Here is a 25,213-nt window from a genome sequence, read left to right as displayed (position 1 = left end):
TCGGGCAGCGTAAGGTGGAACACGTGACGGGGGAGGCAGCGGAAGGCGACCTCCGACGACGAATACTTGCGGCCGCCTCCCAGCTACTCAAGGACAGCGGTATGACCGCCCTGACGACGAGAGCTATCGCCAAAGCGGCAGGGGTACAGGTACCTGCTATCTATCGTCTGTTCGGCGACAAGGACAAACTGCTTGATGCCATAGCGGAGCACCACCTAGAGATGTTCTTCGCTGAAAAGGGTGCTTCAACCGAGCCGAACGAAGACCCACTTCTGGCCTTTCGGCGCAGCTGGGATGCTCAGATACAGTTTGGGCTGGCAAACCCGGAAGTCTTCAGCCTTCTGTCCGATCCGACTCGAGCCGCGGGTGAATCGGCTCGTGAAGTGGGCACACGCGCACTGACTAAGCGCGTTCGCTATCTGGCTCAATCAGGTTACCTGCGGGTACCGGAACAACGTGCCATCGGACTCATCCTCGCCGCAGGGACAGGGGTCGTCACCACGCTCCTCTCAGCCACGCCTGAATTGCGTGACACCGGCCTCGCCACCGCAGCCCTGGACGGACTGCTCCAGCAAATCCTGGTCGACCAAGCCCCGCCTGCCGAAGACAGTCCTCTACCGGCGCTCATCGCACTCCGCGCGTCAATACCCCGCCTCACAGACCTTACTCCGACCGAGCGAGCCCTCCTTCACGACTGGATAGACCGGGTGATCGCAGGCGGCGTGAATCTGGCCCCACCAGACGGAAAGTAGCTCCGTCCTTGCCCCTCACTTGACCGATCCGACGGTCAGTCCTTCCCGGAGGAGCCGGAAGGAGAAGACGTAGACGACCAGGAGCGGCACGCTCGAGATCACGGCGAACGACATCAGTGCGGGCCAATCGACTCCGTAGCCCGAGGTCTGCTGCGCGATCAGCGCGCTCATCGGGTAGTTCACGGGCGACACGAACAGGTTGATGGCGTAGAGGAACTCGCCCCACGCGACGAGGAAGATGAGGGAACCCACGGTGGCGATGCCGTTGCGGACGATCGGGAGGATGACGGCGAGGAAGGTGCGGATCCGTCCGGCGCCGTCGATCGCCGCGGCCTCTTCGATCGCGTCCGGCACCGCGGCGAAGAACGGCCGCAGCAGCAGCGTCGCCCAGGGCAGGAGCATCGCCGTGTCGGCGAGCACCAGGCTGACGGTGCTGTCGAGCAGGTGCAGGCGGCTGAAGACAGTGAACAGCGGGATGATGTTCGAGGTCTGCGGCACCATCTGCAGGAAGATGAGCACCCCGAGCACGATGCCCGCGGTCCAGCCGTTCACCCGGGCGAGCGCGTAGGCGAACGGGGTGGCCAGCAAAAGCACCAGCAGGGTCGTGCCGATGGCGATCTGCGCGGACTGGAGAAGCGCCGTCGGCAGCTGAGGGTTGGCCAGAGCATCCTGGTACGCGGCCAGGGTCGGTGTGAACAGCAAACCGTCGCCGCCGAGCACGTCGCCCTGCTGCTTGATCGAGGTGAGCAGGATCCAGAGCAGCGGCAGACCGTAGATGACGTACAGGGCGATGCGGATGCCCGCCGCCACCGGTTCACGGCGACGGCCGCGCCGGGGCGGCCGACCGCTCCGGAGCCTGGGCGGGACGACTGCGGTGGAGGTCATGCCTCCTCCTTCCGGGTGGAGCGCACGTACACAACGGCGAGCACCGCGACGATGAGAAGCGAGAGGGCGCCGGTCGCGGAGCCGATTCCGTAGTCGTGCTGCACGAATGCCTGCGAGTAGCTGAGGAAAGGCAGCGTGGTGGTGGAGCTGCCGGGGCCGCCGGAGGTCATCACGTAGATGAAGTCGAAGCTGCGGAACGCGTACACGACGGTGAGGATCGCGAGCACGACGGCGGTCGGTCGAGCGCTCGGGATGAGGATCGAGCGGATCTCCTGGAACCTCGACGCGCCGTCCATGGACGCCGCCTCGAGCACCTCGGGATCGATGGCGAGCAGCGCGGAGCGGAAGACCAGGGCATTGAACGGGATGACGGCCCAGGAGTTCACGAGGGCGACCGAGATCAGCGCGAAATGGCTGTCGTAGAGGAAGGGCAGCCCGTCGCCGAGACCCAGTGCCCGGATGCCCGAATTGAGCAGGCCCTGGTCGGCGAGGAGGAATTTCCAGATGCTGCCGTTCACGACGGGCGGCAGGGCCCAGATGAAGACCATCATGCCGAGGAGGAACGCGCTGCCGATCGTGGAGGAGCGCAGCACGATGGCCACGCCCAGACCACCGACGACGCCGACGACGGTGACGACGGCGACGAAGACGACGGTGTTCAGCGTGGCGTTGCCGAGGTCGCTGCCCGTCCAGAGCGCGGCGAAGTTGTCGAGCCCGACGAAGGGCCACGGCTTGTTGAGCGTGCCGGAGCTGACCTCGCTCACGCTCATCGACACCAGCAGGTAGATCGGGTAGAGCGACAGGAGGGCGAGGAACGCGCCCCCGGGCAGGGCGAAGCCGAGTCGGCTGCGCCCTGCCCGATGGTGCCGGATGCTCGAGGTCACTTGCTCGCCAGCAGCGGGTCGAGCTGCGTCATGAGGTCGGAGCTGATCTCCTCCGGGGTGCCGGTGCCGGCCACCGCCGAGCTCCAATGCTCGCCGACGACCTGGAGCACCTTCGCCACGCTCGCCGACGGGATGGCCCGGTCGGGCGAGGCGTGGCCGTTCTTGGCGACGATGTCGGCGAACTGCGAGAGGATCGGGTTGCCGCTGACCTTCTCGTCGGCGGCCGCGTCGGCGCGGGCCGGGATGGAACCGAAGGCGTCGAGGAGGGTCAGCTCGCCCGCCTTCGAGAAGAACTCCTGCTCCAGGTACTCCTGGGCGAGCTCCTTGTTCTTGGAGAAGGCTCCGATGTTCTGGGCCTCGCCGCCGAGGTAGACCGAGCCCTTGTCGCCGACGGGGATCGGCACGACGCCGTAGTCAAACTTCGCGTCGTTCGCCGCCGAGGTGATCTGCCAGTTGCCGTTCACCGCGAAGGCGGTGTTGCCCGCCTCCCACTGCTGGAACGGGACGGTCTGGTCCCAGGTCGAGGCCTCCTTCGTCAGGTACCCCTTCGCGGTCCAGTCCTGCACCATGGCGAAAGCGTCCGTCAGCGGCTGCTGCTCGGGCTTCGCGTAGTCCCAGCCCGCACGCGAGAGCCAGGGGAAGGCCTGCCACTCGCCCTCGGAGTTGGGCTTGCCGGTGAGGGTGATGCCGTCCTTGCCGGCCGCCTTGGCTGCGGCCATGGTGCTCTCGAGCTCGTCGAAGGTGGTCGGGGGCTGGACCCCGAGGCCGTCGAGGATGTCCTTGTTGTACCAGAGGCCGATCAGGTTGACGAAGCCCTGCACGCCGAGCACGTCGTCCCCGACCTTCTGCACGACCGCGTCGGGGAACTGGTCCTTGTCGGCGTACGCGTCCCACCAGTCGTTCATCGGCTCGATCGCGCCGGCCTGCTGCAGCGTGTACGTGTCGGCGGCGTTGAAGACGACGACGTCGGGCCCGGTCTGCGTGCCGGCCGACTGCACGAGCTTGTTGGTGAGCTGGTCGAACGGAACGTAGACGTTCGTGACCGTCACGCCGTCATGGGTCGATTCGAAGTCCTTGCCCAGAGCGTCGAGACCGGCGGTCTGGCCGTCGACGGAGTAGTAGTGCCAGACGGTGAGCTCCTTGGAGCCGGACGAGTCGCCCTGGCCCGCGGTGCCGGCGGACGGGGTGCAGCCGGCCAGCAGGGCCGCGACGGCGGCCACTGCCGCGATGGTGATGATTCGGGTCTTGCTACGCCTCACGACGCGCCTCGCTTTCGGGATGTCTTCGTTGACTGCCTGACCTTCATCTACAGTTCATCGATGAAATGCCGAGGCGGATTGCTGAACAGAAGCGATAGTACGCACGAATTCGCTTAGCGGTCAAGCAGATGAGGCGAGGACGGCGCGAGTTGACCGTAAGCCGTTTCCCAGCTAGTTTCATCGATGAACTGATTGGACGTAGAATGACAACTGGACACCTGCGCAGAGCCGCGATCGTGGTGCACCCCGCCTACACCGTCGCCGACATCGATCGGAGGCTCTTCGGCTCGTTCGTCGAGCACCTGGGCCGAGGCGTCTACGGCGGGATCTTCGACCCCCACCACCCCCTGTCGGACGGGAACGGGTTCCGGCGGGACGTGCTCGATCTGGTTCAGGAACTCGGCGTCACCACGGTTCGCTATCCCGGCGGCAACTTCGTCTCCGCCTACGACTGGCGCGACGGTGTCGGCCCGCGCGCGGAGCGACCGACCCGCCTCGACCCCGCCTGGCACAGCGTCGAGACGAACGCCTTCGGGCTCGACGAGTTCGTCGCCTGGTGTCGCGCTGCGCACGTCGAGCCCATGCTCGCCGTGAACCTCGGCACCGCGGGCATCCGCTCGGCCCTACAGCAGCTCGAGTACGCGAACCACCCGTCCGGAACCACCCTCTCCGACGAGCGTCGCGCCAACGGGGCGGACGAGCCCCACGACATCACCCTGTGGTGCCTCGGCAACGAGATGGACGGCCCCTGGCAGATCGGGCACATGGACGCCATCGCCTACGGCAAGCTCGCCGCGGCCACCGGGGCCGCAATGCGGGCGATCGATCCCCGCCTAGAGCTGGTCGTCTGCGGCAGCTCGAATGATCGGATGGACACCTTCGCCACCTGGGAACGCGAGGTGCTGACGCAGACCATCGATCTCGTCGACTACATCTCCTGCCACCAGTACTTCCGGAACGACGGCGACCTCGACGCCTTCCTCGCCTCCGGTGTGGCGATGGACCGCTTCATCGACACCGTCTCCGCAACCATCGCGCACGTGAAGGCGGCCACCGGATCGACCCGCGACGTCGCGATCTCGTTCGATGAGTGGAACGTCTGGGACTACGTCGCGCACGACGAGATCGCCGCCCGGGGTCTCGCGTGGGACACCGCCCCTGCTCTCCTCGAGGACCGATACACCGTGGCCGACGCGGTCGTCGTGGGCGACATGCTGATCAGTCTCCTGAACCACTCCGACGTCGTGCGCGCCGCCAGCCTCGCTCAGCTGGTCAACGTGATCGGCCCCATCGTCGCCCCGGAGGAGGGCGACGCCTGGCGCCAGACCACCTTCTGGCCCTTCGCCGACGCCCGGGTCGCCGCCGGCCGAACCGCACTCCGGGTCGCTGTCGAAGCCGACGGCTGCACCAGCGCGATCGGAGCCGGCGAGCCCGTGCCCGTCGTCGCGGCGGCGGCCGCCTGGGACGAGCGCACCGGAAAGCTCTCGGTGTTCCTGGTGAACCGCTCCATCGACGCACCCACGACCGTTCGAGTCGATCTGTCCGCCTTCGTTGGCGTCGCGCTGGTCGCCGCTCGCACGCTCACCCACGACGACCCGCTTGCCGGCAACACCGACGACCAGCCGAACCGGGTGGCGCCGGCCGAGCTGCCCGCGGCCGTCGTCGATGGAGTGCTCGAGCTGCTCGCCCCTGCGGTGTCGTGGTGCGTCGTTCACCTTATGGTGGACGTGCACGGTCGATGAGCACCTTCAGGAGTCAGCGGATGGGACGACAGAACAACCGGCCCGTCACCATGGCCGACGTCGGGGCGGCCGCGGGAGTGACCGCCCGAACGGTCTCGAACGTGCTGAGCGGCAACGCGAACGTCCGCCCGGAGACCCGGGACAGCGTCATGCGCGCCGTTCACGAGCTCGGCTACCAGCTCAACGTGTCGGCCAGAGGGCTCCGCACCGGCCAGACCGGTCTGATCACCCTCGCCATCCCCGACCTCGGCATCGAGTACTTCGGCGAGCTGGCGACCTCCATCATGAACGAGGCCGACCGACACGGCTGGACCGTCATCATCCAGCAGACCGGCGCCCGGCGGGACGTCGAGCTCGCCGTGCTCTCCGGAGCGAGCCGCCAGCTCTCCGACGGCCTCATCTTCCAACCCCACGCCCTCGGGCAGGGCGACGAGCGAGCGCTGGTGGGCGATCGCCCGCTCGTGCTGCTCGGCGACCGCATCTTCGACGGCCCGGTCGATCACGTCACCATGGCCAACACCGCGGCCGCGGCCGCGGCCACCCAGTACCTGATCGACCGGCAGCGGCGTCACATCGCGGTGATCGGCGCGAACCCCTCGGGCGGTTCGATCAGCGCCGCGGCCCTGCGCCTCGACGGCTACCTCGGCACCCTCGAGGCGAACGGCATCCCCTTCGACGAACGCCGCGTCGCCATCGCCACCGAGTGGCACCAATCCGACGGCGCCGTGGCGATGAGCCAGCTCCTCGACTCGCGAGTCCCCCTCGACGCCGTCTTCTGCTTCAACGACACCCTCGCCCTCGGAGCACTCCACGTGCTCGCCAACCGCGGCATGCGGGTCCCCGAGGACATCGCCGTCATCGGCTTCGACGACGTGACGGCCGCCGCCTACGCCGTCCCCTCACTCACCACAATCGACCCGGGGCGCCGCCAGATTGCGAAGACCGCCGTCGACCTGCTCGCGCGGCGCGTCAAGAGCGGGCCGGCAGAGCATCCCAGTGAGATCGTCGCCGACTTCGCGCTCATCGCCCGACGCAGTGCCTGAGGGACTCCGACTGCACAACCCAGCACTCGCATGCCCCGCCGGCGTCACACGGGCGGCCTGGGAACATCGCTTTCGCGCGAGCGCCGGTCGTCCGTCTCGAAGCCCTCGCGGGACTGCCGAAGCTCCAGCGTCTCGAGCTCTTGGAAGAAGGTGATCTGCCACCCGGCCGGACCCTGGACCCGGGCATTGATCGTCCGGAACGGCGTCTCCGTCGGACTCGCCACGACGGCGGCACCTGTTTCCGCAGCGACCGCGACCGCTTCGTCGGTATCGGCCACCTCCAGCGCCAGGCGGAGAGTCGGCCCTTCCGGCGTGGGGGCGTTCTCTATCGCGTCGATCGCGCGCACATGGGTTCGCGTGGCCAACTCGATCGTCGCGATCCCGGCATGCAGGATCGACACCCGATCATCGCCGGTCGTGGCGAAAGCCGGCTGCTCGGGCATTCCCAGCACGTCGCGGTAGAACCGCACCGCCTCATCGAAGTCGTCTGTCTCGATGATCAAACGGAGCTGGCGCGGTGGCTGCTGAAGAGTCATGGGCACCACCCTGCACGCTGACATGGGTGTCAGGTGCAAGCCCCAACCGTGACCGGAGGGAGTGCAGCGCCGACAGCTCAGCCTCGATCGACTCCTTCTCGCTGATCAGCCTGGCCGCCGCCGCAGCGAAGGCCTCGTCGAGGGCTTCGCGATCCGGCTCGGGCGAGCCGAGTGCCGGCAGCAGCTGCTGGATCACCGAGCTGCAGAAGCCCGCCTGGAACAACTCCTGGATCTGGACGACGAGAGCCAGGTGTTGCGGTGAGTACACGCGCTGGCCTCCCGCCGTTCGCGTCGGCGCGAGGAGCCTCTGCGCTTCGTAGTAACGAAGCGACCGGGCGCTGACTCCGCTTCGCGCCGCGAGCTCACCGATCCTCATCCCTCGATTCTCACCCATCCGGTGCTCACGGAAGGCTCCGACGCGTCCCCATCCTGCAAGCGCTCACCCCCGTGCTTGAGCGCCTCACCGCAGGCCGTGAGCCTGACGAACGGCTACTGACCGGACCCCGCGGCGGCGTGCTCACTACCGCCTCCGTCAGGGACGCGACGAAATGGGATCAGCTCGTCACCGATCTTGAACTGACGAGCCTCACCCGGCACGGGCTCCGCCACACCGGAGCAACCTGGCTCGCCGACGCCGGCATCCCCCTCCATGTCCTCCAAGGCATCCTCGGGCACAAGTCCATCGAAACCACCCGCGGCTACCTACACCCCGACACCCGACACCTCACCGACGCCGCCGCCCGCGCGAACGCGTTCCTCGACGGACAAGAAACCCCCACCCAGGAGGCTCTTATCAAGACACGTCGGGCAGCAGCACCCGGGCGATGAAAACGGACGCAGATCGCAGTGAAAACGGGCTCCAGGTCCCGGCCAGGTCCCGACTCGTCGTAACGTCCGCAGTTGAAGCATCTCGATGGACATCGGCAGCCACGGTGGGATGCTTCCATAAACCCCTCCAAAGGGGATCACGGAAACGACGAAGCCCAGGCGAGAAAAATGCTCTCACCTGGGCTTTTCTGTCGGGATGACAGGATTTGAACCTGCGACCCCCTGACCCCCAGGCGTCCAAACGGCTCGAATCAAGCTAGGAACCGCGTAGTTCCGCGGATCACATCACGCAGGACACGTCACGCGATGCATGGTTTGCATGATTCTGGTCCCCTTCTGGTCCCCCCTGGAAGCAAGTTCCAGTTATGCGCTGAAGTCAGCACACAGTCGTGTCACCATGAGGCACCACACCCGTGGTGTGCAACGACATTCACTGCGGTTCGCACGGCGAGTTTCGCTCGCGCAACTTGCCACCGACCTTGAGCAGGGACGAACGAGAGGTCCGTCCATCGAAGGCGCGCTGAATCCAGTTTCTCAGGGAATTTTGACTCGCGGGCGGGACGTAGTAATTCGCATAACCAGTCTCGTTCTTCGGCGCAAGATTGGTGGACAGCCGCGCTAAGATGCTGGGGCTGGACCCGGCCACGGACGGCAGCTGAACGGCTAGCAGACCGTTCGGCGTGGGGTCGGAACGCAGGCTCGTGTATATCTCCCAATCCACATACTTTCGAGCCCAGGTGCATTCACCAATCGCAACGAGAGTCACAGTCGAGTCTCGCAGGTACTTGGTCTTGATCGTCTGACGGATGTACCCGACGTTTGTCGAATCTATGATGTCAGAGCCGTCTTCTTCCAGGCCGACAGCGCGAGGTATGAAAACATCCGTGTTCTCCTCGATAAAATCCAGGACCTCCACCGCATCCACTGCGTGATAGCTTACGAACACCTTGTGACGACTCGGCGACGAGGTGGTCTTGCGATCTCCTTCCGCAACGCCTTGGTACTGCCGTGTTATCGCAGCCAGTTCCCGCAATGCGCCCTGAGTGCGCGAGCTATACGTGACCATAGTTTCCCCTAACGAGCTTGATCTAACACTGAATTGAGTCGTTCGATCACGTCTTGTGGGTCGCCGTACCTAGCCAAGAACCTCAACTGGTACTTCGTGGATCGAACCTGATCGGCGTTGCCATACCGAGCCGCCTCTGCATACTGCTCCGCAGCCACGTCAACAGGCTGACCGTTCTCAAGACACTCGTGCAGCGTCAGCTCAGCACGTGTTGCAAGGGCCCAATAGTCGGTGGGCTCGTCCGCGATCGCCAGCCTGTTGAGGAAACGGGAAACAGTCAGGAACTCGTTAAACTCCTCACGGAAGGACTCGTCCTTTTCCCGTCCGCTGAGGCGGAGTGCCATAAGCAAGTTGACTCCGGTGTAGTAACTGGGATCGCTTTCGAACCCAGCACGATACTTCTCTGCCATCTCACGGAAAAGGCTCGCCGCAACGGCTGGGTCTCCGCTGTCGAGCTGGTTCTCCAGTTCTCGTTTAATGAGCCCGCCCCAGCTGCCGTATGTCTCAGAGTCCGCGTAGCCCGCAATCTCGGCATCTTTGAGATACTGACGAGCCGTCCGCCAGAGTTCCTGCCGGGTTACAGGGTTTTGCGCGTCCTCCCCTAGGCGTCGATAGACCATGACGCTCTCCTGTAGCCAGATCCGATGTAGCGGATCATCAAGGCTTGGTTGAGCGAGTTCTAGTAGGGCTCGCGCGTCCTCGTAGGCTTCCTCCGCGTGCAATCCAATAGCGACTTCGATCCGGAGGCTGCGACGCAGCCCTTCATGAACCTCGGTCGTGGAGCCCACCCACTCCGCAGCGGCGTTCATCTCGGCAGCGTCGGATGACTTGATTGCCGCACTGATCCTGTCGCGTGCCCTGTTCTGAGCTGTAAGCGCGTCGGCGACCTCTGATAGCTGGGCGTAGGGCCTCTTCACTGCGGCCAAGTCGAACCAACTATGCGCTGGGCTATCGACTTCGAGTTCACTGGTTACCCGTTGGACGACAGGACGAAGTGCTCGTATTGCTTCCTCGGCTTGCACATCCGAAATCGTCTGCCCACGAGTGAATGAATGAATACGAATCATGTTGATATCGAAGGGTGGTGCATGGCGTGCATGTCCCTCGATGTGTGGGTTGATCAGAACTGTGGCTCGGTCTGCGAATATGTGCCTGACACCGAGTTCATACGCAACATTAAAGTTGGTTGCGGTGAGGTCAACTAAAGCGAGATCAGAGTTCGCTAAAGCCGCAAGCATTCCCGAGTGTATGATTCCGCTGTCTGTCTCCAGGTCTGCCCTTTTCCAGCTGATATCTGCGTCTTCTAACAGCGGACGATAGACCCTATGGAAGGCCGGATCGCAGTCCACCTTCTTACCGGTTCGAACGTCCTTCTTAACTCCACCAGGCATGACGATGAACGCCGAGACTTGTTCATGAGTAGGGGCTAGGTCGAATGTAAAATGGCCCCTCTCCTCAGCTCGTAGTATAAGGTTGTCGGTGACTGTTGGCGCACAGGGGTCGGGCATCGGCCGGATGGCTACGACCCACACGCGTTCGTCCGTGCCTTCGACTAATGCGCGCGCGTCGTCGAGCATCGCGAGGTTGTGTACGTTGAACGCCTCCGCGGTCTCTTGGACGGGGCAATCCCTTTCAACCAAATCGACGGCCGCGTCGCCAACTATCCGATCAAAATGTGCGAGCCAACGTTCTCCTCGTGCCTCGACACTGGTTCTCCTGAACTCGCCCTTCGCGAAGGGAAGGACGACCCGTAGAGGGATGCCCTCTAGCAGGGCCGCGCGCGCAAAGAGAATGTCCGAGCCCGAGGCGAGCGCTCCGACCAAGCGCCTTGGTTGGAGCGATTGGAAGAGCCCTCTGAGTCGTGTCAGAAGCTCGTTCTCGGAGCTTTCAGGCAACCGTGCTGGTGCTCGCCCGACCTCATCGGCTTGCACCCCGGCGTAGAGAATGAGCACTCAACCACCTCACTTTTGGGCTGCAACGATATGCGCGCCTGCTGAGCTACCGCTCCAATCACCCAGACCTACTCGACATTTTAGTCAACATACTCTCGGCCCGATCACTGGCAGCCATCGCTGGTTCGAACTGGTTCACGCCAGACGGTTCGTCCCGGTCGAGAAACCTTGCGTCGCATCCCGTCAAGCAGGCCCGAGCTGCGGCACCCGGGCCGATTCTCATGCAAACCGTTCCCCTGCTCTGATGCCTTCTCCGCTGGACCTCTTGTGACCCGCTCGGTTCGGGCGGTTCCCTCTCCGACTCGCACGACCAGATTACTGAGCTTGCTCCCTCCCTACTCCAAGAGATACCCCGTCCAGGCGGAGATTCTTAAGGCCGAACCCTCGTCTTGGCAGCGATCGGTTCGGCACGCTTCGCAAATGCGCGCTCAATTGCGGCCTCCGGATCGTGTCTGAAGTCATCCCACGTCGTCAGGACGCAGTACCGATCTTCCTCTGTATGCGCGCACTTTCCATTGGGGATGTAGTAGTTGTAGCTGAACTCCTTGACAACTGTGCTGTCGTTGATCGAGACGAGGTTGTGGCTGCCTCCGCAGTTCGAACAGCTGTATGTTCCACCAAAAACCCGATCGGTTGAGCCCGGAAGGACGATACCTAAAATTCCATTCTTGGAATGAGCCGCCGAGCTGTACAACGATGCTTGAAGTTCGCGCTTGATGAACCTCTGTTCGTAGCTACCAGCGTCTTCAGCACTGAAATTACCGATGAGGAAAATGGTGACCGTCGAGTCATACAGGTAGTCAGATCTGATCTTCTGCATGATGTAGTCCTCATCGACAGAATTGATCGGATCATTCAACGACTTGTCGACATAGTCGAGGTTCTCCATCGTCTGAATTGCCGTTTTGTAGTCGGCGTCCTCGGTCTTGAACGAGATATAGATTTTTCTACCCAATATTTTCTCTCTTCATTTAGGTCTTCGCGAGGGGTTCTTCGCCGCGGGAGGCGAGCCACATTGTGTGTTCGCGACTGATCGCTTCCTCTGCGTCGGCAACCGCTTGGGGCCACTTCTTCTCTTCGACAGATTCGAGGAGGCTCTCTTGGATCGCGAGTTCTGCAGCGGCAACTCGATAGGCGGAGGTAATTTGTGAGTGCTGTTTTATCGCCAGCCAGGCGGCACCGGAGGCAACGAGTGCAGCTACTATTCCCGCGAAGTCAAAGGGGTTTCCTCGGCCAAGGGTCAGCGCGGCGGCGACCACGGCGAGGATCTCGCCCGAGAGCAAGACGTATCTCCAGGTTCGAGCACGAACCCTGTTCTTCTTCGCGTTCGTTGAGTACCACTGCCGTTGGTCGCTGGTACGGAACGTGAGATAGGTAGCTCGTCGTTGCTCCAAATCGGCTGCTCTGAGAAGACGCATTGACTCAGTAACAACGGCTGGTCCAGTTCCCACGTCAAGACGATCTTTGCCTTTCGCGAGCACTTCACTGATCCGTTGTCTCAATAGAGACTCTGCCTGATCTAAGGTCAAATTCGGTCCGAATGGTTTGCCTTGTACTGCGAACCTCCATGCGATTGTTTTCGTCGATTCAGCAACAGCGCGCCCTGAATACCAGTCACGCTCCGGCTGGAAAATAATCAGAGAAAGCTCTGAAACAGCAGCCACAACAAAGGCGGCGAGCAGAATCAGCCCGAACACATCGAATCCCAGTGTGATGAATCCAAGTGCGCCAGCGATGGCGGCTATGAGCAACGAGATCAGTCTCATCGCACTTAGCAGGAGGTAAACCTTTTGCCCGCGCCCCGATCCCTCGTTGGCTGTGTCATGCACTACCGGGAGATCGATATTCGTAGGCGACCACGGGGTAACGCCAGCCATAGCCTGATCGTCCGAACTCATCGTGTACAGGTGCTGTAGGTGTTTGTTGGCATGTTGCGAGCACGAGACGTCGCGGCAATTGCCCGTTCGATCGCGTCGTCGAACTGCTGGACGTCGTCTGGTTTGAACCAATCTAGGATTTCCGCACCGCAGTCGACCAGCGCGTCAGGAACGGATGCGTCTGGATCGATACGGATTCCTATGACGCCTTTACCAGCTTCACGACTCCATTCGATCTCTTTGTCCACCCAGGCGCTGTCGGCTTTCTGCGCCCCGATAAGCACGATCGTGGCGGAGCTCCCTTTGATTTTCTCCTTGATCTTCTGGCCGATGTAGTCAGGATTATGGCTCTTGACGGGATCAAGGAGATGGCGCCCGGTGAAGTCGACGTTGACGTTCTTGTTGTAAGTCATGAGATTCAGGCCGTGGGCTTTCATAAGATCCGCGTGTTGGTAGCTGATGAACACGCGCCGAGTCATGCTGCGACCTCTGTGTCGGGGACGAGGGTCGCTGCCTTCTTACACAAGGGACACTTTTTGAGGAGTGCACCACTTTTGATGACAAAGCCGCATTCACGGCAGCGCCATTTTTTGTTCTTCGAGCTATTGGGCACCTTCGAGAGGTCATCGTCGGTCTGGTAATACTCGGGGGCATCGGCCCAAGTGAAGCCGCCGTCTCTACCCCATGATGGATACGAAAGCTCGGTCTGTGAATATGCGAAGCGCTCGACTCTTGAGACTTCCGAGAGGTACTCTTCGGTTCGGTCTTCGGCGCTGTCGCAGATGGCTCGAAGTGCGCGTGTCGCGTCAACGTCGGTTGGTCTGATCTGTCTGAACGGCACCGAACAGAATGCGGCGAGCGGTTCTGGAAGTGAACCAACTGGTATGGGTTCGATGAATCGCATTAAGTCTGCCGCAAGGGCGAAATCTCGGTTGACTGCGCCTTGGGTGCCCTCCGTGAAGTGGCCGACGTGATAGTAGCCGGACAGCACCCGACCGTTTCCAGGTTTATGCGTCGTGATGAAGAAAATCGTTGCTGCGCCATCTTGAACGATGCGATTGCGCATGCTCGGCTCACAGGTAGAGAAGAGCCCATAGGTCCCCGTCTCGATGTTGGGATCGCTCTTATTGTCCCCACGGCGGGTGATCTCCCGAACCGGCCACCTTGCCATCTGTTCGCTGAAGTAGACAGACAAGTAGCCTCGCCCAGTATCCGTCAGGGGACGCCACGGCTCACCCGGCGGGCGCGTGCTCGCGCCTCCGCTGGTTTCGTCGTTTTCTACCATACGTTGAGACTAGCTGCGACCACCGACACCGCCGGGGACAACGCGCAGCGCGCAAGGGGGCACGTCGTGAAAAACTCTCAGTTGACACTTAGTCAAGGAAGTACGGTCGTCTTCGAAGGCTTGGACCGAACCGGGAAGTCCACACAGCTACAGATGCTCGCGGGTGTGTTGGACGGCTCGCAAACTGTCTTCGCTCACATGCCCTCTGGGTTCACCCCCTTCACGAACCGTGTCTACCAAGCATCAACCACCATCCGAGATTCTCATGCGTCGAATCCACATCTTAGAACACAAGTGACAGTGAGCACGCTGATGTTGACCGCCAGGCCAGCAGCGGGCTGACAACTCAAAACCGTCACCCAGACGCACTCTTCTAGGCACTCAAATGACCATTCGCAACCCCGAGCGGGAATATACACGAATCAGCGCTTCGAGAATTCGGAGACAATCCTTGGCTTATCGGAGGACGCTCATCCCATGACCCTGTCGGATGGCATCCCGCCCGCGGTCCTGGGGAGCCCACGGCCTGTTCCGCTAACCGATTCTGTCGGCGCAGGCACCGTCTGTTCCGATTGTGGCTGACAGCTTGGTTACGATCGCGCCGAGTTGGTCTACTTCGGTTGGCGTGAGCTGGTCGAAGATCAGTTCCCTCACGCGCTCGACGTGCCCGGGCGCTGCCGCGACGACCTTCTCCCAACCTGCCTCAGTCAGGGTGGCAAGGGTACTGCGGCCATCTTCAGGATCAGGGTGTCTCTCAACCCAACCCTGAGTCGAGAGGCGATTGACCACCTTGGAAAGGCGAGAAAGGGTGCTGTTAGCGAATCGGGCGAGTTCGCTGAGTCGCCTCGTGCGACCCTCGCCCATCGAGAGCGCGGACAAAACCCCGTACTCGTAGTGGCTGATGCCGGCATCGCGAAGGAGTTGGGTATCCAGAGCTGAGGGCAACCACATCATCGTCGTTACCAGCGGCACCCACGCTGCCGCTTCTGCCTCGTTCAACCAACGGACCTCACTATCGCTCATGGCATGATTCTAGACCACTTCGCTTGACATGGAAAGCTTTCCACGGCATGCTCTTACTTGCCGCGGCAATTGAGTGCTGGCGGCGTCGGCAGATGGCACCGTCCTGGTGTCAGGAGAAAGGGCATGATCATGACAAAGGCAACGATTTTCGGCAAGGGCAACATGGGTGGCGCTATCGCAGGCATCCTCGCTGCGGGTGGCACCGACGTGGAGCACATCAACACGTCGAGCGAGAACGCCATCGTGAACGGCGACCTCGTGATCCTCGCCGTCCCCTACACGGCCTTGTCGGACATCGCGGGTAAGTACGGTGACCAGCTCGCCGGCAAAATCGTGGTCGACATCACCAACCCGGTCGACTTCACCACCTTTCAACTCGCCGTCCCGGCAGATCGCTCTGCCGCGTCCGAGCTTGCCGCTGCGCTGCCAGCGTCGATCGTGCTGAAGGCGTTCAACACCAACTTCGCCGGTTCCCTCGTGAGCAAGAGCGTCGGCCAGAACCCCACCACCGTGCTGATTGCCGGTGACGACGAGGCCGCCAAGGCGACCCTGGCTGCCGTGGTCACCGCAGGTGGAATCGACGCCATCGACGCCGGGTCCCTCGCCGTGGCTCGTGAACTCGAAGCGATCGGGTACCTCCAGCTTCAGCTCGCGGTCGCTCAGAAGATCAGCTTCACCGGCGGCTTCACCGTCACCAAGTAACCCGAGACAGAACGACACGCGTAACGACCAGGAGCTCTCCGTGATCATCGCTTTCTCTATCGCCGCTGGCCTCGCCGCGCTCGTGTTCCTCGGCGCCGGCTTGATGAAAGTCGCCCGCCCCAAGCCCGCTCTGAAACAGAACGGGATGGGTTGGGTCGAGGACTTCTCCGCCCCGACCGTGAAGCTCATCGGCCTCGCTGAAGCCCTGGGTGGTCTTGGCTTGATTCTCCCGGTGCTCACCGGGATCGTCCCGGTCCTGTCCCCGATCGCCGGCATCGCACTGGCCGTGATCATGATCGGAGCGATCGTGGTCCACGTACGACGCAAGGAACCCGTCGTGCCCCCACTGGTGCTGGCTGTGCTCGCGATCGCCGCAACCATCCTCGGGTTCATCGTCATCTCCTAAGCGCCGTGGTCCGGCCACCCACACAGGTGGCCGGACCACGGCACCCCCGACTTCCCCTATCCGCAATGCCTCGAAGGAGGACCCCATGTCCCTCGAATCTTCCACCGCGGGCGTTGTGCCCGCGGTCACTGACCCCCGTGCCCGCGAGGTTGCGACCTTTGGCGCCGTTCACCTCGAGGTCACCGATCTCGGCCGCTCCACCGCATTCTGGCAAGAGATCGTCGGCCTCGCCATCCGCTCCGAACAGCCCCACGAAGTGCAGCTCGGCACAGTCACCGATACCCTCGTTACCCTCCACCCCGGTGCGGAAACGGGTTTCCTCAACCGTCACAGCGGCCTGTACCACCTCGCGATCCACCCGCCCACGGCCGCCGACTTCGCCCGTATCCTGCTGCGCATGATCCGCGCCGGCTGGGAAATCTCACCCACCGACCACATCATGTCCAAAGCGATCTACCTCCTGGACCCGGACGGCATCACCATCGAGATCACCCTCGAGACCCCGGAGCGGATGCTCGAAACGATTCTCGACGACGACGTGCCCTACATCATCCGCCGAGACGGCACCCGCTCCAACGGCCGCGAACCCCTCGACATCCGACGAGCCCTCGACGCCCTCCCAGACGACGACACAACCATCCCGGTTCCTGTGGGTACGAAGATCGGGCACGTGCACCTCTACGTCGGCGACCTCGACGCCGCCTACACCTTCTACAAAGCTCTCGGCTTCAACCAGGCCGTCTGGGCACCCCGCTACCACTTTGGTGACCTGGGCGGCGGCGGCGCATTCAACCACCGTATCGCCGTCAACACCTGGCAAGGCGTGAACGCCCCCCAATCGCCGGCCGGCACGGCCCGGATGCGAAACTTCACCCTCCACCTGGACACCACCGAACGCCTCGACCACGTCCTCGGCACCCTCTCCCACCCCGTCACCGAAACCGAAAACGGGTTCCTGCTCCGCGACCCCTCGCTGAACACCCTCATCCTCAGCGCCTAAGACGCCCATCTCTAGAAAAACAGAGAAAAATAGGGTCTAGGTGCACTGAGCCATCAGGTTGGTGACACTCGGGCTGCGGGCGTGAACTCGTGGCTAATGTGGATGCACTCATTGTTGTAGCGAGCGAGCCAGCCAGGGGGCAAGGGCTTCGTTGCTGGCAAATGGTTGTCGGGAGGCCCACGCGGCTCCGAGGGTCCGGTTAAAGCGTTCGCCTTTGCCTTTCTGCCAGGAGAGTAGCTACTGAAGCGGTCACACGCTACCTCGTAGCTCGCAACTCCCACTCAGTAGCACCGGCGTAGATGCCTCGTGATACCTCTCATTAGCGTCGAGGGTCCTCCACGAACATGACAACCGCGCCAAGTTGAGCCTTCATTATCACGTGGGAGTGCACACCAGCCGATGAACGGTCGGTGGCCGCAGAGCAGTGACTACAGGTAGTCCCGCGCGGCGTAGATCGCACTCTGTAACGACCTTATTGTGAAGTCGAGGTGAGCGTAGGACAGTCGACGCACTCTATGCCGCCGCATTAGTTGGTCGCGTCGTCGAAAACGCGCTCTAGCACTCGTCGGATAGTCGGCTCTGCCCATTCATCCCTGGGCCGGCGAGTCGTTGTTGTGAACCGTGGAACTAGGTGGCGTGCTTTTGACGGTGGTATCTGTCGCGGTGTTGTGCCGACCCGCGCTCGGAGGGTGTAGCTCTGCGCTCCTAGCGCTTCAGTGAGATGTCGCAAGGACGGCGCGCAAGGAACGGAGCGTGGCGGTGTGCTCACCACGGCGACTGTCCGGGATGCCACCAATTAGGACACGATCGTCGCAGGACTCGGCATGCCCGATCTCACCCGTCACGGACTCCGCCACACGGGTAGCAACGTGGATGGCTGACGCTGGCGTGCCTGTGCACGTGCTTCAGGAGATTCTTGAGCACGCGTCCATGGAAACCACTCGCGGGTATGTGCATCCCGATGACTGGCACCTAGCCTCTGCGGCGGAGCAGGCCAACGCGTTCCTCTCCGCCTCCGGGCAGAGGCGCCAGGCCTCACGAGGCAGCGCTTCAACGCGAGGCCTCTGATGCCTTGTCAGATGCCGACGGATCGGCTGGGAGCAGTTTTGGTCCCCTTTTGGTCCCCTTATCCACAGGGAGGGCATCGCGCGGCGTTCCGTTATCCACAGCCTCATCCCGCCAAGAGGTCGAGGGGGACCAGAAAGGGACCAAAAAATCCGGCGTCCGGAACAACAAAACCCTGATGAAAATAAATCCTCATCAGGGTTTTTCTGTCGGGCTGACAGGATTTGAACCTGCGACCCCCTGACCCCCAGTCAGGTGCGCTACCAAGCTGCGCCACAGCCCGTGGCATTCAATTTTCAGTTATTCGGGCCGTCCGGGAGGGGTGAACCCCTTGACCCCCAGTCAAGTGCGCTACCAAGCTGCGCCACATCCCGTTACCCGCGAGCGGGCAACTCCCCTATATTAGCCCCTCCCCGACCCTGCCGCGAACCAGCGCACGCCCCGGGCGTGTGGGGCTCGGCGGCCCATTCTTGCGCGCGAAGGATTGTCGATGTCGGAGCCCCTCGCTACCGTCGCGTCATGACCATCGAGATCCTCCCCGCGGCCGGCGACCGCTTCGACGACGCCGAGACGGCACTCGACAGCGGTGACGGCCCCGAGTGCCAATGCCAGTGGTGGCTGCTGCCGAACGGCCCCTGGAAGGAAGCCTCCGTCGATCAGCGCACCGACCTGTTCCGCGCCGAGCTCGACGGTCCCCGTCCGCCAGGCCTCATCGCCTACGTCGACGGCGAGCCCGCCGGATGGGTGCGCGTCGGCCCCCGTGTCGCGCAGGCCCGTCTGCTGCGCACACGCGACGTGACCTCGTCGACCGCCGAGAGCCTCGACGCCGATGATGTCTGGGCGGTCTCGTGCTTCGTCGTGCGCACGCAGCACCGCGGGCGGGGCCTCGCGGCGAAGCTGCTGGATGCCGCGATCTCCACCGCCCGAGAAGCCGGCGCCCGGGTGGTCGAGGGGTATCCCCTCGACCCGAAAGCGGCGAAGCGCTCGTCGAACCAGCTCTTCCGCGGCACGGTGTCGGTGTTCGAAGATGCGGGGTTCACCGTCGTCGACCGGCCGAAGCCCGACCGCGCGCTCGTCTCACTCACCCTGCGGGACTGACCCACGCGCGCCCTCGGTCACGCCAGCGCCCGTGCCCGTGCCCGTGCCCGTATGAGCCCCCGCGCCGTACGCCAGCAGCACCGACCCGTGTCGGTAACGGCGCCCGAGACGCCCACCCGCAGCACCCCACTTACGATGGGAGTTCCCCCGACGAGAGACCTGACATGACCGACGCCCCCACTAGCGCCCGCGTCGACGCGTGGCTGTGGGCGGTGCGCGTCTACAAGACCCGGTCGGCCGCGACGACCGCCTGCCGCGCGGGTCACGTGCGCGTCAACGGCGACCGGGCCAAGGCGGCGCAGCCGGTGCGTCCGGGCGACGAGTTGCGGGTGCGCGTTCAGGGCTTCGACCGAATCCTGGTGGTGAAGAAGACCATCGCCAAGCGCGTGGGAGCAGCCCTCGTCGCTGAGTCGGTCGATGACCGCACTCCCCCACCGCCCCCGCGCGGGAGCGTGCCGTTCGTTCCCGTCCGCGACCGGGGAGCCGGTCGGCCGACCAAGCGTGATCGCCGCGACATCGAGAAACTGCGCGGCCGAGACGGCGAGTGAGGCATCAGCCGCCACGACCCGGCGGTCGCAACCCCGCGCACAACCTCCGCGATGCGCACAACCTCAGCCACCCACCCCTGAATCGAACAGAGGTTGCGCGCATCGCTGAGCGTGCGCCGCGCCACGACCCCAGCGACAACCCCGCAGCGCCGAAAACGAGCCCGACGCACGCGCGAGCTCAGTCCAACTGCTCCTGCAGCCACCGCGTGCCCTGTACGACGGCGCCAATCTCCTGCACTCGCGCCGCGAGGCCCCGATCGCTCGTCACGACGATCACCGGGCTGTGCAGCGCGACCAGCTCGCGTGTGACGGCGACGATCTCATCGTCTCCGGAACCCTCCGCGATGCGCACCGAGACGCCGGCCCCGTCGACGGCGGCGGAGCGCGCCTGGCCCTCCAGCACCGCGGTGACCGGCGGGAACCAGCGCGTCGCCGAGAGGCCGAGGGTGTCGGCATCCATTCCCGCCTCAGCCCTCGCCGAGACACGCGCGAGCAGTCGCGATGCTGCTCCCGCGCGATCCTTCCACCAGCCGTCGGGCACCGACCCGACGACGTTGGCGACGTCGACGACCACCGCGGGGCGCGTCGACAGCTCGGTGCGCAGCGCGGGCCACGCCGAGGCGAAGCCCGGATGCAGGGGCAGAGCGTCGACCCGGTCGACGGCGACCCACTCGAGGGCCACGCTCTCGGGGTCGCTGATCACGGGCTCGAACGGCACCGTGACGTCGGCGACGAGGGTCGAGTACGACCAGATCCCGAGGTCGAGGACGCTCTCGAAACGTGCCCGCACGGCATCCGCCGGCACTCCGGCCTCTTCGCCCGACTCGCGCAGGGCGCCGTCGAGGGCCGATTCGTTCTCGTGGCGCGCACCCCCGGGCAGAGCCCAGGTGTCGCCGAAGTGACTCCACGAGACCCGGTGCTGCAGCAGCACGCCCCGCCGCGGATCGAGCGCGAGCAGACCCGCCGCGCCGAAACGACCCCAGTACTTCTCGCCCGTCGGGGCGACCACCCAGGCATCGCCGGGGTCGCGGGGCCCATGCGGGCGCCGCGGTTCGCCCGGGGCGGGAGGCTGGATCGTCATCCTCCCCAGCCTGACACACCCCGGCCGCGCGTGGACCCTCGGTCGTCATACGGCGCCGTCATCGGCCGGCTTTCCTCCGCAAACGCCACGCGCCCCGGCTCCACGAGGGAACCGGGGCGCGATGAGAGCGAGGATCAGCGGTCGAAACGCGCACCCTCGGGCTTCGGGCCCATCAGCATGAACACCAAGAGCACGATGCCACCGACCAACGGGACCAGACCGATGAAGATCCAGAAGCCGCTCTTGTCGGAGTCGTGCAGGCGACGCACGACCAGGGCCAGGTACGGCACGATCGTCGCGAGCGACCAGATGATGTAGACGATGTAGAAGACGAGGCCGACGCCCGAGGGAGTGGCCATCATTCCGTACTCGTCGACCGTGCCGGCGCCGCCGGTGGCCGCGGCGAGCACGTTCAGGACGCCGCCGACGATGAACATGACCAGCACCCACCACCAGAACTCGCTGCGGCTGGCGCGGCCCGAGAAGGTGGCGTACTTCTTGAAGAAGCGCTTGACGGCGGCGCCGATCGGCGCCCCGTAGTACGGCTGAGCCAGAGGCGGCTCGATCGTGGAATTGCTCATGGTTCCCCCAGGCTGAAGTTTCGATCACGACGGTGCGGGCGGGTATTGCACCGCCGCGAATGAACCTTATCGAACCTGAGTGTTGGCTGTGCACACGACACATGTGTGCTGCATGCCGCTCCCGTGTGCCCAGGCCATGCCCGCAGACGCCGAATGCCCCGATCCCGCGCGGGGACCGGGGCATTCGACACGCGCGTCAGCGCTGGCGCTTCTCGCGGATGCGCATGTTCAGCACGATCGGGGTGCCGTCGAAGCCGTAGATCTCGCGCAGGCGACGCTGGATGAAGCGGCGGTAGCCCGGGTCGAGGAATCCGGTCGTGAACAGCACGAATGTCGGCGGACGCGTCGCCGCCTGGGTGCCGAACAGGATGCGGGGCTGCTTGCCGCCGCGCAGCGGGTGCGGGTGCTCGGCCACGAGCTCCGACAGGAACGCGTTGAACTTGCCGGTCGGAATGCGGGTGTCCCACGATTCCAGCGCCGTCTCGAGCGCCGGCACCAGCTTGTCGAGGTGGCGGCCGGTGCGGGCCGAGATGTTCACGCGCGGGGCCCACGCGACGTGCGCGAGGTCCTGCTCGATCTCGCGCTCGAGGTACCGACGACGGTCCTGGTTCTCCATGTCGTCGTCGTTCAGACGGTCCCACTTGTTGAACGCCAGCACGAGCGCGCGGCCCGATTCGAGCACCAGGTCGATGATGTTCAGGTCCTGCACGCTGATCGGCTGCGAGACGTCGATCACGACGACGGCGACCTCCGACTTCTCCAGCGCCGTGGAGGTGCGCAGCGACGCGTAGAAGTCGGCACCCTGCTGAAGGTGCACGCGACGACGGATGCCGGCGGTGTCGACCAGCGTCCAGAGCTTGCCGCCGAGCTCGACGACCTCGTCGACGGGGTCGCGGGTGGTGCCCGCGAGCTCGTTGACGACGACGCGCTCTTCGCCCGCCGCCTTGTTGAGCAGCGACGACTTGCCGACGTTGGGGCGTCCCAGGATCGCGACGCGACGCGGGCCGCCGATCTCGTACCGTGCCACGGCCGAGACCTCGGGAAGCACCTTCATGATCTCGTCGAGCAGGTCGGCCACGCCGCGGCCGTGGATGGCCGAGACGGGGTGCGGCTCACCCAGACCCAGGTTCCAGAGGGCTGCGGCCTCGGGCTCGTGGCGGGCGTCGTCGACCTTGTTCGCGATGAGGAACACCGGCTTGCCGCTCTTGCGCAGCAGCTTCACGACGTGCTCGTCGGTCGAGGTCGCCCCCACCGTGGCATCCACCACGAACAGCACGATGTCGGCGAGGTCGATCGCGACCTCGGCTTGCGCGGCCACCGAACGGTCGATACCGCGCGCGTCGGGCTCCCAGCCGCCGGTGTCGACGAGCGAGAACCGCCGGTCGAGCCACTCGGCCTTGTAGGTGACGCGGTCGCGGGTGACACCGGGGGTGTCCTCGACGACCGCCTCACGGCGCCCGAGGATGCGGTTCACCAACGCCGACTTGCCGACGTTCGGACGGCCGACGATCGCGACGACCGGCAGCGCCGGCAGGAACTCGATGGCTCCTTCGCCCGACGCGAGGCCCGCGAGCAGCGCGGCATCCTCTTCGTCGAGGTCGAAGTCCTCGAGTCCCGCGCGCAACGCTTCGGCCCGCTGTTCGGCGAGCACCTCGTCGAGCTGCTCCATCTTTTCGGCGAGCTGGTCGGGCCCGCCTTCGTACTCGTCTTCAACGCCCATCGCGGGCTCCCATCGTGGAGTCGACGACGCTCAGCACGGCGTCGACGGTCTGTTCGAAATCGAGGTGGGTCGAATCGACGACCTGCACGCCGGGGGCGGCGGTGAGGAAGTCGACGACCGTGGAATCTGCGGCGTCGCGCTGGTGCAGAGCTGCGGCGACCTTGGCGGCGTCGTGCCCTGTCAGCTCGGCGCTGCGACGCGCGGCGCGCACCTCGGGCGCCGCGGTCAGAAGAATGCGCACGGGCGCGTCGGGGAAGACGACCGTGGTGATGTCGCGGCCCTCGACGACGACACCACGAAGACCCGCGGATGCCACAAGCCGGCGGAACAGCTCGTTCACCGCGTGCCGCACGGTGGCCACCCGCGCGACGCCGCTGACGGCGTCGGTCACGCGGGGTTCGCGGATCGCGGCGGTCACGTCGGTGCCACCGACGCGCACCCAGCGGTCGGACGCGTCGAGCGAGATCGCGTAGTCGAAGTCGCCGAACACCTCGACCACGGCCGTGGCGTCGGAGGTGTCGATCCCGTGCTGCAGCGCGTGCCAGGCGAGCGCGCGGTAGGCGGCGCCGGTGTCGAGGAAGCCGTACCCGAGGCGGGTCGCGGCGGCCTTCGACACGCTCGACTTCCCGCTGCCGGCCGGGCCGTCGACGGCCACGACGACGGGAGCTGCTGCTCCCGCGGGCGTCGTGGTCAGCGAGGGGGTGGAATCAGTCATGGGTGGTGCTCGCAATCCGCCATCCGCGCTGCTGGAGTCCGTCGACGGCACGGCGGACCGCGTCGGGGACGACGCTGATCTCGGCCAAGCCGAAGGGGGCACCGGGCGAGTGCTCGAGGCGTAGGTCTTCGACGTTGACGTCGAGGTCACCGAGTTCGCCGAACAGGCGACCCAGCTGGCCGGAGGTGTCGTCGACCATGACGACGAAAGTATCGAAGCGGCGGTTCTGGCCGTGCTTGCCGGGCAGGCGTTCGACGCCCTCATTGCCCCGGCGGATCGTGTCGGCGACCGTGCGGCGGGCTCCCGGCACGTCGGGGTCGCGCAGGGCGTCGGCGACGTCACCGAGGTCGGCGGCGAGCTGGTCGAGCACCTCGACCACGGGGGCCGCGTTCGCGCCCAGGATCTGCACCCACAGCTCGGGGGCCGATGCTGCGATGCGCGTCGTGTCGCGCACGCCCTGGCCCGCGAGCCGCAGCGAGCCGTCGGGGGCCTCGATGAAGCGCCCGGCGAGCAGGCTCGCCACCAGCTGCGGCACGTGCGACATGAGCGCGACGGACTCGTCGTGTTCTTCGGGCGTCATCTCGATGAGCGTCGCGCCGAGGTCGAGCGCGAGCCCTTCAACGAGCGACAGGTCGTGAGCCGAGGTCTCGCCGTCGCGGCAGACCACCCACGGACGCCCCACGAAGATGTCGGCGCGGGCCGAGATGGCTCCCCCGCGCTCGCGCCCGGCCATGGGATGCGAGCCGATGTAGTGCGTGAGGTCGACGCCGCGCTCGCGCAGGGTGCGCAGCGGCTCGAGCTTCACGCTCGCGACGTCGGTGATCACGGCAGCGGGGAACGCCGCGAGCTCGCGCTGCACGACGTCGGCGACGACGTCGGGAGGCGTGGCGACGACGATGAGCGAGGGCGCGTCATCGGCGCGCTCGGCGCGGCCGGCGCCGTAGTCGATGGCCAGACGCAGCTGCGACGGAGACGCGTCGACGAGCACGACGTCGACGCCGCGGGCCGTGAGCGCGTGACCGATGCTCGCGCCGAGGAGTCCGGAGCCGACGATGCGGACGGTGCCGCTCGTGCGGGTCGCCAAAGGCCCGGCCGCGCGCGCGGACGTTTCCTTCGGTTCGGTCATCGGGTCTCCTGCTGCCCTGGGCGGCGCCGCTCGCACCGC

General features: G+C 64.8%; 27 protein-coding genes, 2 tRNA genes and 1 pseudogene. 10 read left to right on the top strand and 20 right to left on the bottom strand.

What is annotated here, in order from left to right:
- Positions 1-14: 14 nt before the first annotated feature.
- Entirely contained in the window at positions 15-752 is a 738-nt protein-coding gene (locus ASF96_RS16455; protein WP_327037377.1) for a TetR/AcrR family transcriptional regulator, read from the top strand.
- A gap of 15 nt (positions 753-767) precedes the next feature.
- Here ASF96_RS16455 and ASF96_RS06785 read toward each other — a convergent pair whose 3' ends face one another.
- From ASF96_RS06785 to ASF96_RS06775, 3 genes are read right to left on the bottom strand one after another with little or no spacing between them, the layout of a single operon-like run.
- Positions 768-1,637 carry a carbohydrate ABC transporter permease gene (locus tag ASF96_RS06785; RefSeq protein WP_082509333.1) on the bottom strand — a complete coding sequence of 290 codons (870 nt, stop codon included), beginning with the start codon at positions 1,635-1,637 and terminating at the stop codon, positions 768-770.
- Entirely contained in the window at positions 1,634-2,521 is an 888-nt protein-coding gene (locus ASF96_RS06780; RefSeq protein WP_055937220.1) for a carbohydrate ABC transporter permease, read from the bottom strand. The genes ASF96_RS06785 and ASF96_RS06780 overlap by 4 nt, the downstream gene beginning before the upstream one ends.
- Positions 2,518-3,780, bottom strand: coding sequence for a sugar ABC transporter substrate-binding protein (locus ASF96_RS06775; RefSeq protein WP_162239409.1), 1,263 nt, complete (start codon positions 3,778-3,780; stop codon positions 2,518-2,520). Before ASF96_RS06775 ends, ASF96_RS06780 begins: the two co-directional genes overlap by 4 nt.
- A gap of 203 nt (positions 3,781-3,983) precedes the next feature.
- On the opposite strand from ASF96_RS06775, the gene arfA reads away from it, so the two are divergent.
- On the top strand, positions 3,984-5,522 hold the full coding sequence (gene arfA / locus ASF96_RS06770) for an arabinosylfuranosidase ArfA (RefSeq protein WP_235560538.1): 1,539 nt from the start codon (positions 3,984-3,986) through the stop codon (positions 5,520-5,522).
- Between the two features lie 20 nt (positions 5,523-5,542).
- Entirely contained in the window at positions 5,543-6,565 is a 1,023-nt protein-coding gene (locus ASF96_RS06765) for a LacI family DNA-binding transcriptional regulator (RefSeq protein ID WP_055937215.1), read from the top strand.
- Between the two features lie 44 nt (positions 6,566-6,609).
- Here the strand turns inward: ASF96_RS06765 and ASF96_RS06760 are convergent, their stop codons facing one another.
- Together ASF96_RS06760 and ASF96_RS16450 are read right to left on the bottom strand one after the other, a co-directional pair.
- Positions 6,610-7,101 carry a VOC family protein gene (locus ASF96_RS06760; protein WP_055937213.1) on the bottom strand — a complete coding sequence of 164 codons (492 nt, stop codon included), beginning with the start codon at positions 7,099-7,101 and terminating at the stop codon, positions 6,610-6,612.
- A complete protein-coding gene (locus tag ASF96_RS16450) occupies positions 7,040-7,477 on the bottom strand; it encodes a MerR family transcriptional regulator (protein ID WP_082509329.1) in 438 nt (145 codons plus the stop codon). The genes ASF96_RS06760 and ASF96_RS16450 overlap by 62 nt, the downstream gene beginning before the upstream one ends.
- Positions 7,478-7,548: 71 nt before the next feature.
- On the opposite strand from ASF96_RS16450, the gene ASF96_RS06750 reads away from it, so the two are divergent.
- The gene (locus tag ASF96_RS06750) at positions 7,549-7,929 is read left to right on the top strand and encodes a tyrosine-type recombinase/integrase (protein WP_235560537.1); all 381 of its coding nucleotides are present in this window, start codon (positions 7,549-7,551) and stop codon (positions 7,927-7,929) included.
- Between the two features lie 191 nt (positions 7,930-8,120).
- On the opposite strand, the gene ASF96_RS16830 is transcribed toward ASF96_RS06750, so the two are convergent.
- The 8 genes from ASF96_RS16830 to ASF96_RS06735 all read right to left on the bottom strand — a co-directional run bounded on the left by ASF96_RS16830 (position 8,121) and on the right by ASF96_RS06735 (position 15,132).
- Positions 8,121-8,219 (bottom strand) — tRNA-Leu (locus ASF96_RS16830).
- Positions 8,220-8,359: 140 nt separating this feature from the next.
- Positions 8,360-8,995: a TIR domain-containing protein gene (locus ASF96_RS16445; protein ID WP_082509327.1), complete on the bottom strand. Its 636-nt coding sequence runs from the start codon at positions 8,993-8,995 to the stop codon at positions 8,360-8,362.
- 8 nt (positions 8,996-9,003) lie between these two features.
- The gene (locus ASF96_RS16825; RefSeq protein ID WP_156458753.1) at positions 9,004-10,947 is read right to left on the bottom strand and encodes a TRAFs-binding domain-containing protein; all 1,944 of its coding nucleotides are present in this window, start codon (positions 10,945-10,947) and stop codon (positions 9,004-9,006) included.
- A 370-nt stretch (positions 10,948-11,317) separates the two neighbouring features.
- Entirely contained in the window at positions 11,318-11,902 is a 585-nt protein-coding gene (locus ASF96_RS06740) for a TIR domain-containing protein (RefSeq protein ID WP_055937208.1), read from the bottom strand.
- Between the two features lie 16 nt (positions 11,903-11,918).
- On the bottom strand, positions 11,919-12,824 hold the full coding sequence (locus tag ASF96_RS16440; RefSeq protein ID WP_162239407.1) for a DUF4231 domain-containing protein: 906 nt from the start codon (positions 12,822-12,824) through the stop codon (positions 11,919-11,921).
- A gap of 17 nt (positions 12,825-12,841) precedes the next feature.
- Positions 12,842-13,291, bottom strand: coding sequence for a TIR domain-containing protein (locus ASF96_RS16435; protein WP_200934076.1), 450 nt, complete (start codon positions 13,289-13,291; stop codon positions 12,842-12,844).
- Positions 13,292-13,299: 8 nt separating this feature from the next.
- Positions 13,300-14,109: a hypothetical protein gene (locus ASF96_RS17145; RefSeq protein WP_162239406.1), complete on the bottom strand. Its 810-nt coding sequence runs from the start codon at positions 14,107-14,109 to the stop codon at positions 13,300-13,302.
- 534 nt (positions 14,110-14,643) lie between these two features.
- Positions 14,644-15,132, bottom strand: coding sequence for a MarR family winged helix-turn-helix transcriptional regulator (locus tag ASF96_RS06735; protein ID WP_055937205.1), 489 nt, complete (start codon positions 15,130-15,132; stop codon positions 14,644-14,646).
- 123 nt (positions 15,133-15,255) lie between these two features.
- Between ASF96_RS06735 and ASF96_RS06730 the strand changes: the two genes are divergently transcribed.
- From ASF96_RS06730 to ASF96_RS06720, 3 genes are all read left to right on the top strand, one after another.
- The gene (locus ASF96_RS06730) at positions 15,256-15,834 is read left to right on the top strand and encodes an NADPH-dependent F420 reductase (RefSeq protein ID WP_327037376.1); all 579 of its coding nucleotides are present in this window, start codon (positions 15,256-15,258) and stop codon (positions 15,832-15,834) included.
- 40 nt (positions 15,835-15,874) lie between these two features.
- On the top strand, positions 15,875-16,240 hold the full coding sequence (locus ASF96_RS06725) for a DoxX family protein (RefSeq protein WP_055937202.1): 366 nt from the start codon (positions 15,875-15,877) through the stop codon (positions 16,238-16,240).
- Positions 16,241-16,325: 85 nt separating this feature from the next.
- The gene (locus ASF96_RS06720) at positions 16,326-17,240 is read left to right on the top strand and encodes a VOC family protein (RefSeq protein WP_055937199.1); all 915 of its coding nucleotides are present in this window, start codon (positions 16,326-16,328) and stop codon (positions 17,238-17,240) included.
- A 53-nt stretch (positions 17,241-17,293) separates the two neighbouring features.
- Here ASF96_RS06720 and ASF96_RS17370 read toward each other — a convergent pair.
- A pseudogene (locus ASF96_RS17370) lies at positions 17,294-17,468 on the bottom strand (IS481 family transposase); the annotation flags it as partial.
- Positions 17,469-18,026: 558 nt separating this feature from the next.
- Between ASF96_RS17370 and ASF96_RS16430 the strand changes: the two are divergent.
- Positions 18,027-18,308, top strand: coding sequence for a tyrosine-type recombinase/integrase (locus ASF96_RS16430; protein ID WP_327037383.1), 282 nt, complete (start codon positions 18,027-18,029; stop codon positions 18,306-18,308).
- Positions 18,309-18,514: 206 nt separating this feature from the next.
- Here ASF96_RS16430 and ASF96_RS06715 read toward each other — a convergent pair.
- Positions 18,515-18,588 (bottom strand) — tRNA-Pro (locus tag ASF96_RS06715).
- 236 nt (positions 18,589-18,824) lie between these two features.
- On the opposite strand from ASF96_RS06715, the gene ASF96_RS06710 reads away from it, so the two are divergent.
- Both ASF96_RS06710 and ASF96_RS06705 read left to right on the top strand, forming a co-directional pair.
- Positions 18,825-19,403 carry a GNAT family N-acetyltransferase gene (locus ASF96_RS06710; protein ID WP_055937196.1) on the top strand — a complete coding sequence of 193 codons (579 nt, stop codon included), beginning with the start codon at positions 18,825-18,827 and terminating at the stop codon, positions 19,401-19,403.
- Between the two features lie 164 nt (positions 19,404-19,567).
- Positions 19,568-19,951 carry an RNA-binding S4 domain-containing protein gene (locus ASF96_RS06705; protein ID WP_055937193.1) on the top strand — a complete coding sequence of 128 codons (384 nt, stop codon included), beginning with the start codon at positions 19,568-19,570 and terminating at the stop codon, positions 19,949-19,951.
- A gap of 178 nt (positions 19,952-20,129) precedes the next feature.
- Here the strand turns inward: ASF96_RS06705 and ASF96_RS06700 are convergent, their stop codons facing one another.
- From ASF96_RS06700 to ASF96_RS06680, 5 genes are all read right to left on the bottom strand, one after another.
- Positions 20,130-21,032, bottom strand: coding sequence for an NUDIX domain-containing protein (locus ASF96_RS06700; RefSeq protein ID WP_055937190.1), 903 nt, complete (start codon positions 21,030-21,032; stop codon positions 20,130-20,132).
- A gap of 134 nt (positions 21,033-21,166) precedes the next feature.
- Positions 21,167-21,613, bottom strand: coding sequence for a DUF805 domain-containing protein (locus ASF96_RS06695; RefSeq protein WP_055937187.1), 447 nt, complete (start codon positions 21,611-21,613; stop codon positions 21,167-21,169).
- A gap of 196 nt (positions 21,614-21,809) precedes the next feature.
- Positions 21,810-23,333 (bottom strand): ribosome biogenesis GTPase Der, encoded by a 1,524-nt coding sequence (gene der, locus ASF96_RS06690; RefSeq protein ID WP_055835296.1) that lies wholly within the window; start codon positions 23,331-23,333, stop codon positions 21,810-21,812.
- Positions 23,323-24,048, bottom strand: a complete 726-nt coding sequence (gene cmk / locus ASF96_RS06685) for a (d)CMP kinase (RefSeq protein ID WP_055937184.1) — start codon at positions 24,046-24,048, stop codon at positions 23,323-23,325. Before cmk ends, der begins: the two co-directional genes overlap by 11 nt.
- Positions 24,041-25,174, bottom strand: a complete 1,134-nt coding sequence (locus tag ASF96_RS06680) for a prephenate dehydrogenase (RefSeq protein ID WP_055937181.1) — start codon at positions 25,172-25,174, stop codon at positions 24,041-24,043. Before ASF96_RS06680 ends, cmk begins: the two co-directional genes overlap by 8 nt.
- Positions 25,175-25,213: the final 39 nt, after the last annotated feature.

The sequence above is a fragment of the Microbacterium sp. Leaf179 genome, assembly GCF_001423785.1.
In the GTDB taxonomy this organism is placed as follows: Bacteria; Actinomycetota; Actinomycetes; order Actinomycetales; family Microbacteriaceae; genus Microbacterium.
The sequence above is the reverse complement of the archived record's forward strand: the minus strand, read 5'-3'. Positions and strand labels throughout refer to the sequence as shown.